The 15,167-nt window shown below is 58.0% G+C and carries 12 protein-coding genes and 2 rRNA genes (1 of these 14 cut by a window edge); 11 read left to right on the plus strand and 3 right to left on the minus strand.

Features of this window, described 5'->3' with window-relative positions; translation table 11 throughout:
- Nucleotides 1-1,994, plus strand: a 23S ribosomal RNA gene (locus tag KKO72_RS12390); it begins 885 nt to the left of the window's first position.
- A gap of 159 nt (nucleotides 1,995-2,153) precedes the next feature.
- A 5S ribosomal RNA gene (gene rrf, locus KKO72_RS12395) occupies nucleotides 2,154-2,266 on the plus strand.
- A 51-nt stretch (nucleotides 2,267-2,317) separates the two neighbouring features.
- Here the strand turns inward: rrf and KKO72_RS12400 are convergent.
- Nucleotides 2,318-3,019 (minus strand): hypothetical protein, encoded by a 702-nt coding sequence (locus tag KKO72_RS12400; RefSeq protein ID WP_214938673.1) that lies wholly within the window; start codon nucleotides 3,017-3,019, stop codon nucleotides 2,318-2,320.
- A gap of 113 nt (nucleotides 3,020-3,132) precedes the next feature.
- Here KKO72_RS12400 and KKO72_RS12405 point away from each other — a divergent pair, with 113 nt between their 5' ends.
- The 8 genes from KKO72_RS12405 to KKO72_RS12440 all read left to right on the plus strand — a co-directional run bounded on the left by KKO72_RS12405 (nucleotide 3,133) and on the right by KKO72_RS12440 (nucleotide 12,024).
- Nucleotides 3,133-3,855 (plus strand): GNAT family N-acetyltransferase, encoded by a 723-nt coding sequence (locus KKO72_RS12405; protein WP_214938675.1) that lies wholly within the window; start codon nucleotides 3,133-3,135, stop codon nucleotides 3,853-3,855.
- Nucleotides 3,856-3,938: 83 nt separating this feature from the next.
- Complete coding sequence (locus KKO72_RS12410; RefSeq protein ID WP_214938677.1) at nucleotides 3,939-4,805, plus strand: transporter associated domain-containing protein; 867 nt, start codon at nucleotides 3,939-3,941, stop codon at nucleotides 4,803-4,805.
- An 18-nt stretch (nucleotides 4,806-4,823) separates the two neighbouring features.
- On the plus strand, nucleotides 4,824-6,404 hold the full coding sequence (gene lnt / locus KKO72_RS12415) for an apolipoprotein N-acyltransferase (protein ID WP_214938679.1): 1,581 nt from the start codon (nucleotides 4,824-4,826) through the stop codon (nucleotides 6,402-6,404).
- A 129-nt stretch (nucleotides 6,405-6,533) separates the two neighbouring features.
- On the plus strand, nucleotides 6,534-7,556 hold the full coding sequence (gene glyQ / locus KKO72_RS12420; protein ID WP_251140619.1) for a glycine--tRNA ligase subunit alpha: 1,023 nt from the start codon (nucleotides 6,534-6,536) through the stop codon (nucleotides 7,554-7,556).
- Nucleotides 7,553-9,700, plus strand: coding sequence for a glycine--tRNA ligase subunit beta (gene glyS / locus KKO72_RS12425; RefSeq protein ID WP_214938681.1), 2,148 nt, complete (start codon nucleotides 7,553-7,555; stop codon nucleotides 9,698-9,700). Before glyQ ends, glyS begins: the two co-directional genes overlap by 4 nt.
- Before the next feature lie 23 nt (nucleotides 9,701-9,723).
- Entirely contained in the window at nucleotides 9,724-10,293 is a 570-nt protein-coding gene (gene gmhB / locus KKO72_RS12430; RefSeq protein ID WP_214938683.1) for a D-glycero-beta-D-manno-heptose 1,7-bisphosphate 7-phosphatase, read from the plus strand.
- 97 nt (nucleotides 10,294-10,390) lie between these two features.
- Nucleotides 10,391-11,125 carry a 1-acyl-sn-glycerol-3-phosphate acyltransferase gene (locus tag KKO72_RS12435; RefSeq protein WP_214938685.1) on the plus strand — a complete coding sequence of 245 codons (735 nt, stop codon included), beginning with the start codon at nucleotides 10,391-10,393 and terminating at the stop codon, nucleotides 11,123-11,125.
- Nucleotides 11,126-11,148: 23 nt separating this feature from the next.
- On the plus strand, nucleotides 11,149-12,024 hold the full coding sequence (locus tag KKO72_RS12440; protein ID WP_214938698.1) for a M48 family metallopeptidase: 876 nt from the start codon (nucleotides 11,149-11,151) through the stop codon (nucleotides 12,022-12,024).
- 424 nt (nucleotides 12,025-12,448) lie between these two features.
- Here the strand turns inward: KKO72_RS12440 and KKO72_RS12445 are convergent, their stop codons facing one another.
- Nucleotides 12,449-13,624 (minus strand): hypothetical protein, encoded by a 1,176-nt coding sequence (locus KKO72_RS12445; RefSeq protein WP_214938687.1) that lies wholly within the window; start codon nucleotides 13,622-13,624, stop codon nucleotides 12,449-12,451.
- A gap of 169 nt (nucleotides 13,625-13,793) precedes the next feature.
- The gene (locus tag KKO72_RS12450; protein WP_214938688.1) at nucleotides 13,794-14,201 is read right to left on the minus strand and encodes a hypothetical protein; all 408 of its coding nucleotides are present in this window, start codon (nucleotides 14,199-14,201) and stop codon (nucleotides 13,794-13,796) included.
- Nucleotides 14,202-14,723: 522 nt separating this feature from the next.
- Between KKO72_RS12450 and KKO72_RS12455 the strand changes: the two genes are divergently transcribed.
- A partial coding sequence (locus tag KKO72_RS12455; RefSeq protein ID WP_214938690.1) for a MerR family DNA-binding transcriptional regulator occupies nucleotides 14,724-15,167 on the plus strand: 444 nt, incomplete at its 3' end.

The following is a 15,167-nucleotide window of genomic DNA, read 5'->3' on the forward strand; positions in this document are numbered from 1 at the left end:
TACCAAACCAATGCAAACTCCGAATACCGACGAGTACAGCTTGGGAGACAGAGCACCGGGTGCTAACGTCCGGACTCAAGAGGGAAACAACCCAGACCGCCAGCTAAGGTCCCTAAAATTGGCTAAGTGGGAAACGAAGTGGGAAGGCTAAAACAGTCAGGATGTTGGCTTAGAAGCAGCCATCATTTAAAGAAAGCGTAATAGCTCACTGATCGAGTCGTCCTGCGCGGAAGATGTAACGGGGCTAAGCCAGTTACCGAAGCTGCGGATGTGCAATTTATTGCACGTGGTAGGAGAGCGTTCTGTAAGCCTGTGAAGGTGCGTTGTAAAGCGTGCTGGAGGTATCAGAAGTGCGAATGCTGACATGAGTAGCGTTAAAGGGGGTGAAAAGCCCCCTCGCCGTAAGCGCAAGGTTTTCTACGCAACGTTCATCGGCGTAGAGTGAGTCGGCCCCTAAGGCGAGGCAGAGATGCGTAGTTGATGGGAAACAGGTCAATATTCCTGTACCGATGTGTAGTGCGATGTGGGGACGGAGAAGGTTAGCTCAGCCAACTGTTGGATATGTTGGTTCAAGCCTGTAGTCGTGCCTGGTAGGTAAATCCGCCGGGCTTAGATGAGGGGTGATAACGAGGCAGCTTGCTGCCGAAGTGAGTGATACCCTGCTTCCAGGAAAAGCCACTAAGCTTCAGCTACACACGACCGTACCGCAAACCGACACTGGTGCGCGAGATGAGTATTCTAAGGCGCTTGAGAGAACTCTGGAGAAGGAACTCGGCAAATTGACACCGTAACTTCGGAAGAAGGTGTGCCTTTAGTAGGTGAAGGGATTTACTCCTGGAGCCCAATGAGGTTGCAAAAAATCGGTGGCTGCGACTGTTTATTAAAAACACAGCACTCTGCAAACACGAAAGTGGACGTATAGGGTGTGACGCCTGCCCGGTGCTGGAAGATTAAATGATGGGGTGAGAGCTCTTGATTGAAGTCCCAGTAAACGGCGGCCGTAACTATAACGGTCCTAAGGTAGCGAAATTCCTTGTCGGGTAAGTTCCGACCTGCACGAATGGCGTAACGATGGCCACACTGTCTCCTCCAGAGACTCAGCGAAGTTGAAATGTTTGTGATGATGCAATCTCCCCGCGGAAAGACGGAAAGACCCCATGAACCTTTACTGTAGCTTTGTATTGGACTTTGAACAGATCTGTGTAGGATAGGTGGGAGGCTTTGAAGTAGGGTCGCTAGATTCTATGGAGCCAACGTTGAAATACCACCCTGGTGTGTTTGAGGTTCTAACCTAGGTCCCTTATCGGGATCGGGGACAGTGCATGGTAGGCAGTTTGACTGGGGCGGTCTCCTCCCAAAGCGTAACGGAGGAGTTCGAAGGTACGCTAGTTACGGTCGGACATCGTGACGATAGTGCAATGGCATAAGCGTGCTTAACTGCGAGACTGACAAGTCGAGCAGATGCGAAAGCAGGACATAGTGATCCGGTGGTTCTGTATGGAAGGGCCATCGCTCAACGGATAAAAGGTACTCTGGGGATAACAGGCTGATACCGCCCAAGAGTTCATATCGACGGCGGTGTTTGGCACCTCGATGTCGGCTCATCTCATCCTGGGGCTGTAGCCGGTCCCAAGGGTATGGCTGTTCGCCATTTAAAGAGGTACGTGAGCTGGGTTTAAAACGTCGTGAGACAGTTTGGTCCCTATCTTCCGTGGGCGCTGCAGATTTGAGGAAGCCTGCTCCTAGTACGAGAGGACCGGAGTGGACACACCTCTGGTGTATCGGTTGTCACGCCAGTGGCATTGCCGAGTAGCTATGTGTGGAAGAGATAACCGCTGAAAGCATCTAAGCGGGAAACTCGTTTCAAGATGAGATCTGCCGGGGCCTTGAGCCCCCTGAAGAGTCGTTCAAGACCAGGACGTTGATAGGTCGGGTGTGTAAGTGCAGCAATGCATTGAGCTAACCGATACTAATTGCTCGTGCGGCTTGACCCTATAACTTTGATTTGCCTACAGCGCAATCAAGGAAGTTATGCCAAGTTGACGCATTCAAAATCCAGGTGGCAACACCTGGTGTCTAACAAGACAAAAGCTGATTAGCTCTATAAATTGATCTTCTTGACCCCAAAAACGTCAAAAAGATAAAAAGTTTTGCCTGACGACCATAGCGAGGTGGCTCCACTCCTTCCCATCCCGAACAGGACAGTGAAACGCCTCTGCGCCAATGATAGTGCGGATTCCCGTGTGAAAGTAGGTCATCGTCAGGCTCCCAACGCCAGAAACGCCCAGTCAGTTGACTGGGCGTTTTTTTTTGTGTTTCAGATATCGCCGCGGTCTTCAAACAGCCCGTTGATCCATTCGCTTTCACGCTTTTGGATGGCAACCAGGAACGTCTTCACTGCATCAGGGTCTTTGGCGAGACTGCCGAAGTGATCGAACCCTGTTTCAAGAAAGCTCTGCAAATTGCCTAGGCCTGCCAGTTCGGCCGGTTTGCGCATCATCTTCAACAACCAGCGCAAGCCCACTTTGCGGGTCAAGACGCTTAACTCGCTACCGATGCCCAATACCGTGTTGAGTTGCCATTCGCGTTTGGGCTGTTGGCCCACCCTGCGCCAACACGCCTGATAACGTGCTGCAGGCGTTGGTCGGTGGTCTAAATCTATCCAGCTCTGGGCCATCTCCAAATCAAGTGCTTCTGTCACATGGTGCAGTTCGGCCAGCGTGACGGCAATCTCGACAACCTGCGCAGGGAAGGTGTGCTGGATGGCCGCTGCCACTTTCGCAAACTGGGCGTCACGGCGGCTGTAATCACGTTCGCTGTACAACTCTTCCAGAAAAAAAGTGGCGCATCCTGAATAGACCGGCGACGCCAGCATGTCTTGGTAGGTGTCGGCAAACCGTCTGGCTTGTATCGCCTTCACTTCCGACACAGCGCGGGACAATGCCGGGTTGTGTAAAGCCATCCCGCGCAGCTCGGAGACCTGTGCCAACGCTTCCCTGATTCGTGTGGACGCTTCCATCGGATACACAGTTTAGGATGCAAAGAGGGTCGTGGTGTGGGAAACACCCCACGTCTTGCTACATTGTTTTGATTTAGTGTGAAGACACTAGTGGAAACCCGTATATTCGCGGGATGCTTGAAACGATCACCTCCACCGACGATACCGAGAGCCGCGCTCGGCCATCCAGGGGTGCGGTGCATCTTGAGAAAAAAGCCGTTGTAGCTCGGCCGGCGGACCTGATGGTGCCGATACGCTCGCTGGGTGAGAACCATCGCGGACGTATTGGTGAACATCTTCTGGCCTTGAGCCCCCAGGATCGGTACTTCCGTTTTGGTTTTACCGCCAAGGATGCGCAGATTCAGGCTTATGTGGATGGCCTCAATTTTGAGCGTGACGAAATTTTTGGCATTTACAACCGGCGCCTCAAGTTGATTGGCATGGCGCATTTGGCGTATTCGAGTGCGGATCGTGTCAGCGCTTCTTCCGAGTTTGGTGTGTCGGTGTCCGAGCATGTGCGTGGGCGGGGTTATGGTGCACGCCTGTTCGAGCGCGCCGTGATGCATGCCCGAAATGAAGGTGTGACCGCCATGTATGTGCATGTGCTGAGTGAAAACACCGCCATGCTGAAAATCGCGCGCCGGGGTGGGGCGACAGTGGTGCGGGATGGCTCCGAGTCAGAGGCCTACCTGCGTTTGACGCCGGCGACCTTCCAAACCCAGGTGACCGAGATCATGGAAGAGCATTTGGCCCAGGCCAATTACCACCTCAAGGCCCAGGCCAAGCAGTTCTGGGACACGATTGGGCGATTCCAGCACGCCTGGCGCCCCGCCAAAGAAGACAGCCCCAGCGAATGATCTGACATGGCGCATGAGGGTTGGCGGCGTAATCCAGTATCCTAGAGGCTTGTTCAACAACCGCATGTCCTGCCGCCTTGGCCGTGTCCGACCCTTACCCTGCCCGTCCTGAACGGGAAGACACCCGCACTTTTTTGCAAAAAGTCGCGGAATTCATCAACCCCGGTCCTGACTCCACCGCCGAGCTCATCGAGACCTTGGTGGATGCTGAACACAATCAGCTCATCGGCGCAGATTCGCGCAAGATGCTTGAAGGCGTCATCCGCATGGCCGAGATGACGGCAGGGGATGTGATGGTGCCCACCCCCCGCATGGAGTTGGTCAACATCGAGGACCCCTATGACGTGATGATGCACGGTGTGATCGATACCGCGCATTCCCGCTTCCCGGTGTTTGAGGGGGAACGCGAGAACATCATTGGCATCCTGATGGCCAAGGACTTGCTCAAGCTCCAGCGCGCGCCTGAGCTCAACATCCGTGCTTTGTTGCGACCGGCGGTGTTTGTGCCCGAGAGCAAAGGACTCAACGACCTGCTGCGTGATTTTCAGAGCAACCACAACCACCTGGCGATCGTGATCGACGAGTTTGGCCGTGTGGCCGGCCTGATCACCATCGAGGATGTGCTGGAACAGATTGTCGGTGAGATTGAAGACGAATTTGACCTGGACGATGACGAGGGTGACATCTTCGGCTTGGCGGACCGCACCTACCGCGTCAGTGGTGACACCTTGATCGAACGTGTGGAAGCCACTTTTGGTGTGACCCTGGACAGCACCGACCCCGAAGACGATTTTGAAACCATCGGCGGGCTGATTGCCCACGAGATGGGCCATGTGCCCAAAAGGGGTGAACATCACATCATGTCCGGCTTGGATTTTGCCGTCCTCCACACCAAAGGCGGTGCGGTGAAGTGGTTCAAGGTCTCGCCTGTGCCGCAGAATCCGGCCTGAGCTTGGGCGGGACTGGTCTTGTTTGAAACACCGCGTCGTTCGACGCCCTTGATCCGCTGGTTGTTGCTGTTGGCCGCAGGCGCCTGTCAGGCGGCCAGCCTGGCCTGGCCTCTCGCTACGCCAGACGCACTCCACATTCTGGGCATCACACGCGGACAGCCGGTCTGGTGGCTGCAGCTGCTGTCCATGGCGGTGTTGGTGGCCTTGCTCACACGGTGTCGCACGGCACGTGAAGCGGCTTGGTGTGGCTGGTTGTTCACACTGGCCTGGTTGTCACTCACCTTTGCCTGGTTATTTGTGTCCATGCACACCTACGGCGGCTTACCCGCGCCGCTGGCTGTTCTAGCGGTGTTTGCACTGGCAGGGGCCTTGGCCCTGTACTACGCCGCTGTTTCCTGGTTATTTTGGCATCTGGCCCTGATCAATAAAGGGCTGAGTGCTCTTGTTTTTGCATCCTTGTGGTTGCTGGCTGAATTGGCTCGGGGGCAGTGGTTGACCGGCTTTGGTTGGGGGGCGGTGGGCTACGCGCAGCTTGATGGGCCCTTGCAGGCCTGGTTGCCCTGGGTTGGCCTGTACGGTGTGAGCTGGCTGGCCGCCTGGATGGCCGCTGTGCTGGTGACGCTGTTGGGTGGGGCTCGCGCCAAACACAAGGGGGCCACGGTCCTGCTGGTCATGGTGATGGCTGGTTTGCCGTTGGTGTCGCCTGCTTCTGCAGGGCTTGATCGAGGCAAGCTCAGCGTCACCTTGTTGCAAGGCAACATCGCCCAGGAAGAGAAGTTTGAGCCCGCCACCGGAGTGCTCAAGGCCTTGCGATGGTATGGCGAGCAACTGCAGGCCAGCCCAAGTGAACTGATCATCACGCCCGAAACAGCGCTGGCGGTGTTGCCACAACAGTTGCCCGAGGGCTACTGGCAGGCGCTGCAGCAGCGTTTTGCCAGCGGCCAGCAGGCGGCACTGGTGGGTTTGCCCATGGGGGCGATGGCCGACGGCTACACCAACTCGGTGGTGGGTTTTGCGCCCGGTCAAGGTGCGCCCTGGCGCTACGACAAACACCACCTGGTGCCTTTTGGCGAGTTCATCCCGCCGATGTTTCGCTGGTTCATCGACATGATGCACATCCCGCTGGGCGACTTCAACCGGGGCGGTTTGCCCCAGCCCAGCTTTGATTGGCAGGGGCAGCGTCTGGCCACCAGCATCTGCTTTGAAAACCTGTTCAGCGAAGAGATGGCGACCCAGTTTGTGGATGTATCCACCGCGCCAACCATCCTGGTCAATCTCAGCAACCTGGGCTGGTTTGGTGAACACCTGGCCATGGACCAGCATCTGCACATTGCCCGCACCCGTGCGCTCGAATTTGACCGTCCGTTTTTGCTGGCCACCAACACCGGGCAGACCGCCATCGTGAGCCGCCAAGGCCAGGTGTTGCAAGCCTTGGCCCCGCATACCGCTGCGGCGCTGCATGGCACGGTGCAGGGGCGCTCGGGCATCACACCCTACGCAGCCTGGGTGTCGCGTTTTGGCCAGTGGCCGTTGTGGCTGCTGGCGATGGGCATCGTGTTGGGCGCCGCCTGGCAGCGCTGGCGATCAGCGCGTTTCTAAATCGGGCGTGTTCCCTCGGCGCTCGGGAGGTGGGGCCAGACGAAGCCCGTAAAATTGCGGTTTGGCGCACCGCCGGGCGGTGTGTCTGTTTGAAACTCCAAGCGCCAATCAGACCGGCGCAACCCACTTATGTTGACCTTCCAGCAAATCATCTTGAAACTGCAGTCCTACTGGGACGCCCAGGGCTGCGCGTTGTTGCAGCCCTATGACATGGAAGTTGGTGCCGGCACCTCACACACCGCCACGTTTTTGAGAGCCCTGGGGCCTGAGCCCTGGAAGGCGGCCTATGTGCAGCCCAGCCGCCGCCCGAAAGACGGCCGTTATGGCGAGAATCCGAACCGCCTGCAACACTACTACCAATACCAGGTGGTGCTCAAACCCGCACCGAGCAACATCCTCGAGCTGTACCTGGGCTCTCTCGAAGCCCTGGGCTTTGACCTGAAGAAAAACGACATCCGTTTTGTCGAAGACGACTGGGAAAACCCGACGCTCGGCGCCTGGGGCCTGGGCTGGGAAGTCTGGCTCAACGGCATGGAAGTGACCCAGTTCACCTACTTCCAGCAAGTCGGTGGCATTGACTGCAAACCGATCACCGGTGAAATCACCTACGGCCTGGAGCGCCTGGCGATGTACCTGCAAGGTGTGGACAACGTCTACAACCTGACCTGGACCACGGCGGCAGACGGTCGCACGCTGTCTTACGGCGACGTCTACAAACAAAACGAGGTGGAGCAGTCCACCTACAACTTCGAACACAGCGACGCCGACTTCCTGTTCACAGCCTTCACCGCGCATGAAAAACAGGCCAAACACCTGATGGACGTGCAACTGGCTTTGCCAGCTTATGAACAAGTCCTCAAATGTGCGCACAGCTTCAATCTGCTGGACGCGCGCGGTGCCATCAGCGTGACCGAACGCGCCGCCTACATTGGCCGCATCCGCAACCTGGCGCGCGGCGTGGCGCAGAGCTACCGCGACAGCCGCGCCCGCCTGGGTTACCCGATGGCCGACAGCCAGATTGCGGCCCTGGTGCTGGGCAATGAGGGCATCGATGCCGTCACCGACGCTGCGCGCCAAGCCGAGCTGAGCCGTGCCTTCATGTGGAGTGCGCTGACCGATAAAAACCAAGAGACCCAGAAGGTGGCCCTGTGAGAAACCTGCTCGTTGAACTGTTTGTTGAAGAACTGCCCCCCAAGGCGCTTAAAAAATTGGGTGAAGCTTTTGCCGGCCAGCTGGCTGAGCAACTGCGCGCGCTGGGCCTGGCCAATGGCGTGTCGGTGGTGACACCGTTTGCCTCGCCACGCCGCCTGGCAGCCCACATCACCCATGTGGCAGCCAAAGCGGCTGACAAGGCGGTGCAGCAAAAGCTGATGCCCGTCAGTGTGGGGCTGGATGCCAACGGCCTGGCCACACCCGCGTTGCTCAAGAAGTTGCAGGCCCTGGGTGTGGACGTGTCGGACCCGGTGTTTGCGGTCGCTGGTTTGCGCAAGGCGGTGGATGGCAAAGCCGAGGCCCTGTTTTATGACAGCCAGGTCAGTGGTGCCACACTCGATGTCGGCCTGCAGCAGGCGCTGGACGTGGCGCTGACCAAGCTGCCGATCCCCAAAGTCATGAGTTACCAGTTGGAAACGGATTGCGAGTTGCCCGGCTGGACCAGCGTCAACTTTGTGCGCCCGGCCCATGGCCTGGTGGCGCTGCATGGCGACACCGTGGTGCCGGTCAAGGTGCTGGGCCTCACAGCAGGTAACAGCACCCAGGGCCACCGTTTTGAGGCTGCCAAGTCGCCGGTGGTGCTGGAAGATGCCGACAGCTACGCCCAGACCCTGCGGGTGGACGGTGCGGTGATCGCCAGTTTTGCCGAACGCCGTGCCGACATCGTTCAACAGTTAAAAGCCGCTGCAGCCCACGTAGGGCATGGGGTGAGTGCTATTGAAGATGAAGCTTTGCTGGACGAGGTGACAGCCCTCGTGGAGCGCCCCCATGTGCTGGTGTGCCAGTTTGAATCGCAGTTTCTGGACGTGCCACAAGAGTGCCTGATCCTGACCATGAAGGCCAACCAGAAGTACTTCCCGCTGCTTGATGCACAAGGCAAGCTCACCAACCAGTTCCTGGTGGTCAGCAACATCAATCCGCAGGATGCCAGCGCGGTGGTGGGTGGCAACGAGCGTGTGGTGCGCCCGCGCCTGGCCGATGCCAAGTTCTTCTATGACCAAGACCGCAAAAAGACCCTGGCTTCACGTGTGGCCGGGCTCGACAAGGTGGTCTACCACAACAAACTTGGCACCCAGGGTGAGCGCATGGGGCGTGTCTGCGACATTGCGCGTGCCATTGCCGAGCTGCTGGTGTTCACCGGCGCCGGGGCTGAGTTGGTGACAACGGCCGACACCGCCGCGCGCCTGGCCAAGACCGATTTGCTGACCGACATGGTGGGTGAGTTCCCTGAGCTGCAGGGCATCATGGGTGGTTATTACGCCCTCAATGACGGCCTGAGCACCGAGGTGGCGCAAGCCATTGAAGACCACTACAAACCCCGTTTTGCCGGTGACGATCTGCCCCGCAATTTGACGGGTGTGGTGGTGGCGCTGGCCGACAAGTTGGAGACCCTGGTCGGTCTGTTTGGCATTGGCAACCTGCCCACGGGTGACAAAGACCCGTTTGCGCTGCGCCGCCACGCGCTCGGTGTGATCCGCATGCTGGTTGAAAAAGACCTGCCCTTGAGCCTGGCTGAACTGCTGGAAGCCGCTATTCCGGTGTTTGGTGACAAGATTGCCGACCCCACGGTGGCCTTGACCGACTTCATCTTTGACCGCCTGGCGGGCAGCTTGCGTGAGCAAGGCTTCAGCGCCCTCGAAGTCGACGCGGTGCTGGCCCTGCGCCCGCAGCGCCTGGGCGAGGTGCCCAAGCGCCTGGCGGCCGTGCGCGCTTTTGCGGCTTTGCCCGAAGCCCCGGCACTCGCCGCCGCCAACAAACGCATCAGCAACATCCTGAAAAAAGCCGACGCCGCCGCCGTGGCCGACGCCCATGTCAGTGAACTGCTGCTGCAAGAACCTGCTGAGCAAGCGCTTTACGCAGCCATGCAGGACATCACCCCACGCGCCCAAGCCCAGCTGGAGGCAGGTGACTACGCGACCTCCTTGCAAACCCTGGCCGCTTTGCGTGTGCCGGTGGACGCGTTTTTTGAGGACGTGATGGTCAACGCCGAGGCGCTGGACCTGCGCCTGAACCGCCTGGGCCTGCTCAAAACCCTGCACCAGGCGATGAACCAGGTGGCTGACCTCTCACGGCTGGCGGCCTGATCCCAACAAGGCGGAAGCACACCATGACACCCCACAAACTGGTCATTCTGGACCGAGACGGCACCATCAACGTCGACAGCCTGGACTACATCAAGTCGGCCGCCGAGTGGCAGGCTTTGCCTGGCGCGCTCGAAGCCATTGCCCGGCTCAACCACGCGGGCTGGCATGTGGTGGTGGTGTCCAACCAGTCGGGCCTGGGGCGTGGGCTGTTCGAGGTGTCGGACCTCAATGAGATCCACGCCAAGTTGCACCAGGAGCTGGCCGACGTGGGCGGTCGTCTTGACGCCATCTTTTACTGCCCCCATTCACCCGACGATGCCTGCAGCTGCCGCAAACCGGCGCCGGGCCTGTTTGAGCAGGTGGGTGAGCGTTACGGCATCCACCTCAAAGGGGTGCCCGCAGTGGGTGACTCGGCGCGCGACCTGGTCGCGGCGGTGGCGGTGGGTTGTGAGCCGCACCTGGTGCTCACCGGCAAGGGTGAGGTCCACAAAGGCCGCAGCCTGCCCGATGTGTTTCCGGCCCAGACCGTGGTGCACGCGGATTTGTCGGCCTTTGTTGATCACCTGCTGGCCCGTGAAGCCGAGGCCAGCTGATGGGGTTAGACGTGTCTGTGCGTGGGTGTTGGAAGAATATGAAATTGATAGCTATCAGCCCTTTATCTATAAGGGCTAGTGCCCAAAAAGGCTTGTGATGGCCTGGATTCGTTCGGTTTTGCACCTGCTGTGGATGGCCATCACGGTCATTCCCTGGACCATCGGTGTGGTGCTGGTGTCTTTCGTGGCTTCTCGGGCCTCGGCCTGGTGGGTGGCGGTGAACTGGTTTCGTGTCGTTATGTGGGGCACCCGGGTGATTCTGGGGGTGCGTATGGAGGTGCAGGGCTACGAGAACCTGCCTCTGGGCAAAGCCAGCGCTGCGGTGTTGTTGTCCAAACACCAGTCCACGCTCGAGACCCTGTGGCTGCCCACCATCATGCCGCACCCGCTGGCCTTTGTGTTCAAGCGCGAGCTGCTCAAGATCCCGTTTTTTGGCTGGTCCATGGCGCGCCTGGACATGATCCACATCAACCGCGAGTCACGCACCGTGGCCATGAAACATGTGATCGAACAGGGGAAACGCCTGCTCGGCCAGGGCACCTGGGTCATGATGTTCCCCGAAGGCACGCGTATGCCGCGCGGTGAAGAGGGCACCTACCAGACGGCCGGCACACGCCTGGCGGTGGAGAGCGGTGCGCCCGTGGTGCCGATTGCGGTGGCCACCGCCCGCTGCTGGCCCAAGCAGGGGTTTGTCAAGCACCCCGGTGTGGTGCGCGTGTCGATTGGCCCGCTGATGGACAGCACCGGGCGCGACCCCAAAGCCCTGATGCGTGAGGCCCAAGCCTGGATCGAGGCCGAAATGCGCCGTATCGACCCCGAGGCCTATCCTTGACCGACGCTTCCACGCGTTCTGTCATGCACCCGCTGCTGCGTTTCACGCTCGATTTGTTTGAGCCAAATCAGCCCCCAGCCCAGGTAGAAAAAGGGCCAGTAGCTCCCAAAAAAGCAGCAGACTTCAGCCACCCCCAGGCCAACCGCGAGGTGCTGCTGGGCCAGACCCGGGTGGCCTATGCCTTCAACCGCGGCCAGCGGCGCAGCATCGGCTTCAGTGTCAGCGTGGATGGTCTGGCGGTGCGCGCCCCCAAATGGGTCACCCTGCGCGATGTGGATGCCGCTTTGCAAGCCAAAGCCAGCTGGATTCTGCGTAAGTTGCACGACAGCCGCGAGCGCCAGACCCGCCTGGCCGACCAGCACATCGTCTGGCAGGACGGCGCCGAGCTGCCGTTTCTGGGCCAAACCCTCACCCTGCGGCTGGACCCCGAACACCGCTTTGGCGCCGCTGGCGCCCAGCTGTTGACCGAGGACGTGGCCGCAGCGCTCGACCAAGCCGCGCAGACGCGCCAGGTCTTGTGCATCAGCCTGTCACGCCAGGCCACACCCGAGCAGATCCGCGACGTGGTGCAAGCCTGGCTGATGCGCCAGGCCAAGCGTGTTTTTCAGGAGCGGCTTGACCACTTTGCGCCGCTGCTAGGTGTGCAGTGGAAGAAGCTCTCGCTCAGCAACGCGGGCACGCGCTGGGGCAGTGCGCGTGTGGATGGTTCGATCCGCCTGAACTGGCGGCTGGTGCACTTCAAGATGTCGGTGCTGGACTATGTGGTGGCCCATGAACTGAGCCACCTGCGCGTGATGGACCACAGCCCCCGCTTTTGGGACACCGTGCGCGCGGTGGTGCCCGACTACGCCGCACAGCGCGCTTTGCTCAAGAGCGAGGCTGTGCTCAGGTGGGACTGAGGTGGGCGAATCTTTAGGCTCTTTTTGGTTTATTGATGAAAATGGCCTCTGGCCCTTTTGAGGTAAGGGCTGGTAGCTATTGATTGAAGAGTATTTTGCGGTGATGTTTGGCGCTTGGGTAAGCGTGGCGCCAGGCGGGTAGCGGGGTTACCGTTCTCCGGCCCCCTCGCGGGCGACGACATGGGCGGGCTGCTTGTTCGGGTGTCGCCACCGGGGTAGTTTGCCGACGATGTCACCACGCGAATGGGTTCTGCGCCCGGCAACCCCGCTACCCGCCTTCAACGGATTTGGGATGTGTTGCAGCGGAGGGGAGCTAGCTTAAGGCAGGGAGCCGACTTCCAAATTTCCAGACAGTAGTCTGTCAACGTAGGAAATCACCGGATGCAGACAAGCGCAGCTTGCCTGCATCCGGTGGATTGTGATGTTAGACCGCACGCTGGGCCTTTGCGGCAGACTTCGTTTCACTAACAGGTTCATCTGAAGACATTAGGCAGTCTTTCAGAATCTCTGATTTGATACGGTCCGATTCGCTCGAAATATTGTCCCCCTTCTCGTTCAATGTAAACGTGTACTGGTGGACTCGGGCGGAGCCGGGAAGCTTGTGGGGAAGGTGTGATACCGAGACGAGGGAATCTCGAACGTCAATTATGAACTTTCGCCCGCCTAGCGCGGGCTCAGACATCAAAAATGTCTTGAGCGTTTCATGCATCCATTGATCGGGAGGTAACAGCACACGACTACTTTCGTAGCTCGGTCGTTCCGCTTCTCGCTGTTTTCTAGCGATAGCAACTTTATTTCTCGTTTCGTCAATGTTTAGCGATGCCAAGAACTTTTCCAGTTCCTCGATTGAGGATACCGCGACAACGACGTCTTCGCGTGTCGGCTCCGCTCGCCCATGTGCAGCCTGATTGCGAAGTCGCCTTGTGTTCTCAAGCCTGTCTCGCAGGCCAGCAGAGAGTTCAATGCCATTGATCTCAAGGTAGCGAGCGGATACCGGGAAAGGTGACATATATCTATCTCCTATGCCCACCTTGCTTCCAAATTGAAGGATCGTCTTTTCAAGATAGGCAATGGCTGATAGGAGCGCACCCAGCGGGTGAACTTTTCCTAACTTTTTGAGGTTCTCCAATTCTGAGTCGTTTGAGGGTTCACGCATCTTGAGTGCGATGAGATCCTTTTCGTCTGCGAACTGGGCGATCAGTTCATCGAGATCTTGGCTGTAGTGCTGCTTAAGCACGGATCGAAAGAACTCAAGAGCAACGTTCATGTAGAAAATTGCCGTCAGTTCGTTAGGCGAACCGAACCTATGTTGGAGCGCGTTGCGCTCGTCTACAAGCAGTTCCAGCTTGTTCAAAAAAGGTACGGCAATTTTCTTCGTCCCAAGAAGTTCAATACATCCATGGATCGTGATTGTTTCTTTAGGGTTCTTGTAGATCGACTCTCCGCTGTCAAGGATCATGTCCTTGAGTAGCAGCTCGACAGAATTGGATAGATGAAGAATCACCAGCTTCCGGTCGAGCTCGCTCGTGCCGTTGAAGTGCGTTATAGCGTGTCCAAGCAGCTCCATTGAACTTTGAAAGAGTGGAGATTCAATGGACATAGAGTTCTTTCGTTCTCAAGTGACATCTTTGTCAGTGGTATCCCGTGAGGTCTAACGTTTGAGCTGAGCGGACGCCAGCGGGTTGGTGCTTGGCCCGCGAAGCGGATGATGATACTGGCCGGTTCGCGGGCCAAGTGCCAACCCGGTGGAGGTCCGCTCGAGCAAAGGGTTAGGCATCTGGCTCAGCCCTTACAAGCTGAGCTTGAATTACCAAACGATCCCACACGCAGACCATGGCTACTGTGATTGGCCATGACAACATCAAGTAGTTCATTGGAACTTGGGTATCTGGTTCGGCCCCCTGCGTTCCAGTCAATGTACCTTTGCTGATGATGAATTCAGCTACAAATCCATAGAGCAACATCGCAGATAGTCCAACAACGCAGGCGAATGCGACGGTTTGAGCAGATGTTCGTTGCCTACGAATTTCGAAAGCGAAGAGGATTGCTAGCAGGGTAATTGAAATGATTGCACTGATGTAGCCGTATGGGCCCTTCGGCATAAAGGTTGACAGAACTGCTGCGACCGTCGCCCCAGGAAGAGCGGCGGCATCGTAGTTTGGGCTTTGTTGAGTCATGGTTTTGGCTATCACTTTGAACGATGCGCGGAGTCCGAATTCAGATGCCTAACTTTGATATATCCCGCAATTTTGCGGGATAACTTGGCAGAAAGTCAGATAACGCCACGAAAAGTCATCGATATTTTTCATACAAATCAATAAGTTAGGCGAAATATCTGGCACGACATACAGGTATATTGAAAACGACGAAGTCGGTAAGCCGCACAACCCGGATTTGTGCAGGATGCCCCCACTTGAGGAGGAGTCGGACACACAGCTTTATCTGCATTGTGACTGTCTGTATGCGACCTGAACATCCCCCAAATGGGGGTATCGCGGGTGCTCCCTCGCTCAACACCTCATCGTTGAATCCGCTGACTCCATGGGATCGAAATGCAGGCCGTTTTTCGCCGGACGGGATGGCTTCTCCAGCCGGAATACGCCGTCAGCCCGCCCCCAAAGTTTGTGCGCCATAATCCGGCCAATAGTTGACGTTTACGTCAACGTCATAAGATCTTGTTCACCCGAATTTTTCCTTTCATGTCACAGACTTACAGCATCAGCGACCTGGCCAAAGAGTTTGACCTCACCACACGGGCCATGCGTTTTTATGAGGACATGGGCTTGCTGCAGCCTGAGCGCACAGGCCCCGGCGGGCGCAACCGCATCTACAGTGGGCGTGACCGCACACGCCTCAAACTCACGCTGCGCGCCAAGCGGCTGGGCCTGTCGCTGACCGACGCCAAAGACATCATCGACATGTACGACAGCCCGCGCGACACCGCCGCGCAGCTGGAGCGGTTTCTGCAGGTGCTGGGCCAGCAGCAACAGCTGCTGGAGGCGCAGATGACAGACATCCAGGCCAATCTGGACGAGATCAAGGTGCACCAGCGTGAAGCCAAAACCCTGTTGGCAAAAGCCTTGCGCCAGCCCCCCACCAAGCCCGCCTCTTCCCGTGAATCCAGCCCCTCAACCCCTCAGCAC

The sequence above is a fragment of the Rhodoferax sp. U11-2br genome (genome assembly GCF_018619435.1).
Taxonomy (GTDB): domain Bacteria; phylum Pseudomonadota; class Gammaproteobacteria; order Burkholderiales; family Burkholderiaceae_C; genus Rhodoferax.

Coding starts and splice junctions, on each gene's coding strand:
- KKO72_RS12400 (WP_214938673.1), bottom strand. CDS start 3,019: ATGGAAGCGTCCACACGAATCAGGGAAGCGTTGGCACAGGTCTCCGAG.
- KKO72_RS12405 (WP_214938675.1), top strand. CDS start 3,133: ATGCTTGAAACGATCACCTCCACCGACGATACCGAGAGCCGCGCTCGG.
- glyQ (WP_251140619.1), top strand. CDS start 6,534: ATGTTGACCTTCCAGCAAATCATCTTGAAACTGCAGTCCTACTGGGAC.
- gmhB (WP_214938683.1), top strand. CDS start 9,724: ATGACACCCCACAAACTGGTCATTCTGGACCGAGACGGCACCATCAAC.
- KKO72_RS12435 (WP_214938685.1), top strand. CDS start 10,391: ATGGCCTGGATTCGTTCGGTTTTGCACCTGCTGTGGATGGCCATCACG.
- KKO72_RS12440 (WP_214938698.1), top strand. CDS start 11,149: ATGCACCCGCTGCTGCGTTTCACGCTCGATTTGTTTGAGCCAAATCAG.
- KKO72_RS12445 (WP_214938687.1), bottom strand. CDS start 13,624: ATGTCCATTGAATCTCCACTCTTTCAAAGTTCAATGGAGCTGCTTGGA.
- KKO72_RS12450 (WP_214938688.1), bottom strand. CDS start 14,201: ATGACTCAACAAAGCCCAAACTACGATGCCGCCGCTCTTCCTGGGGCG.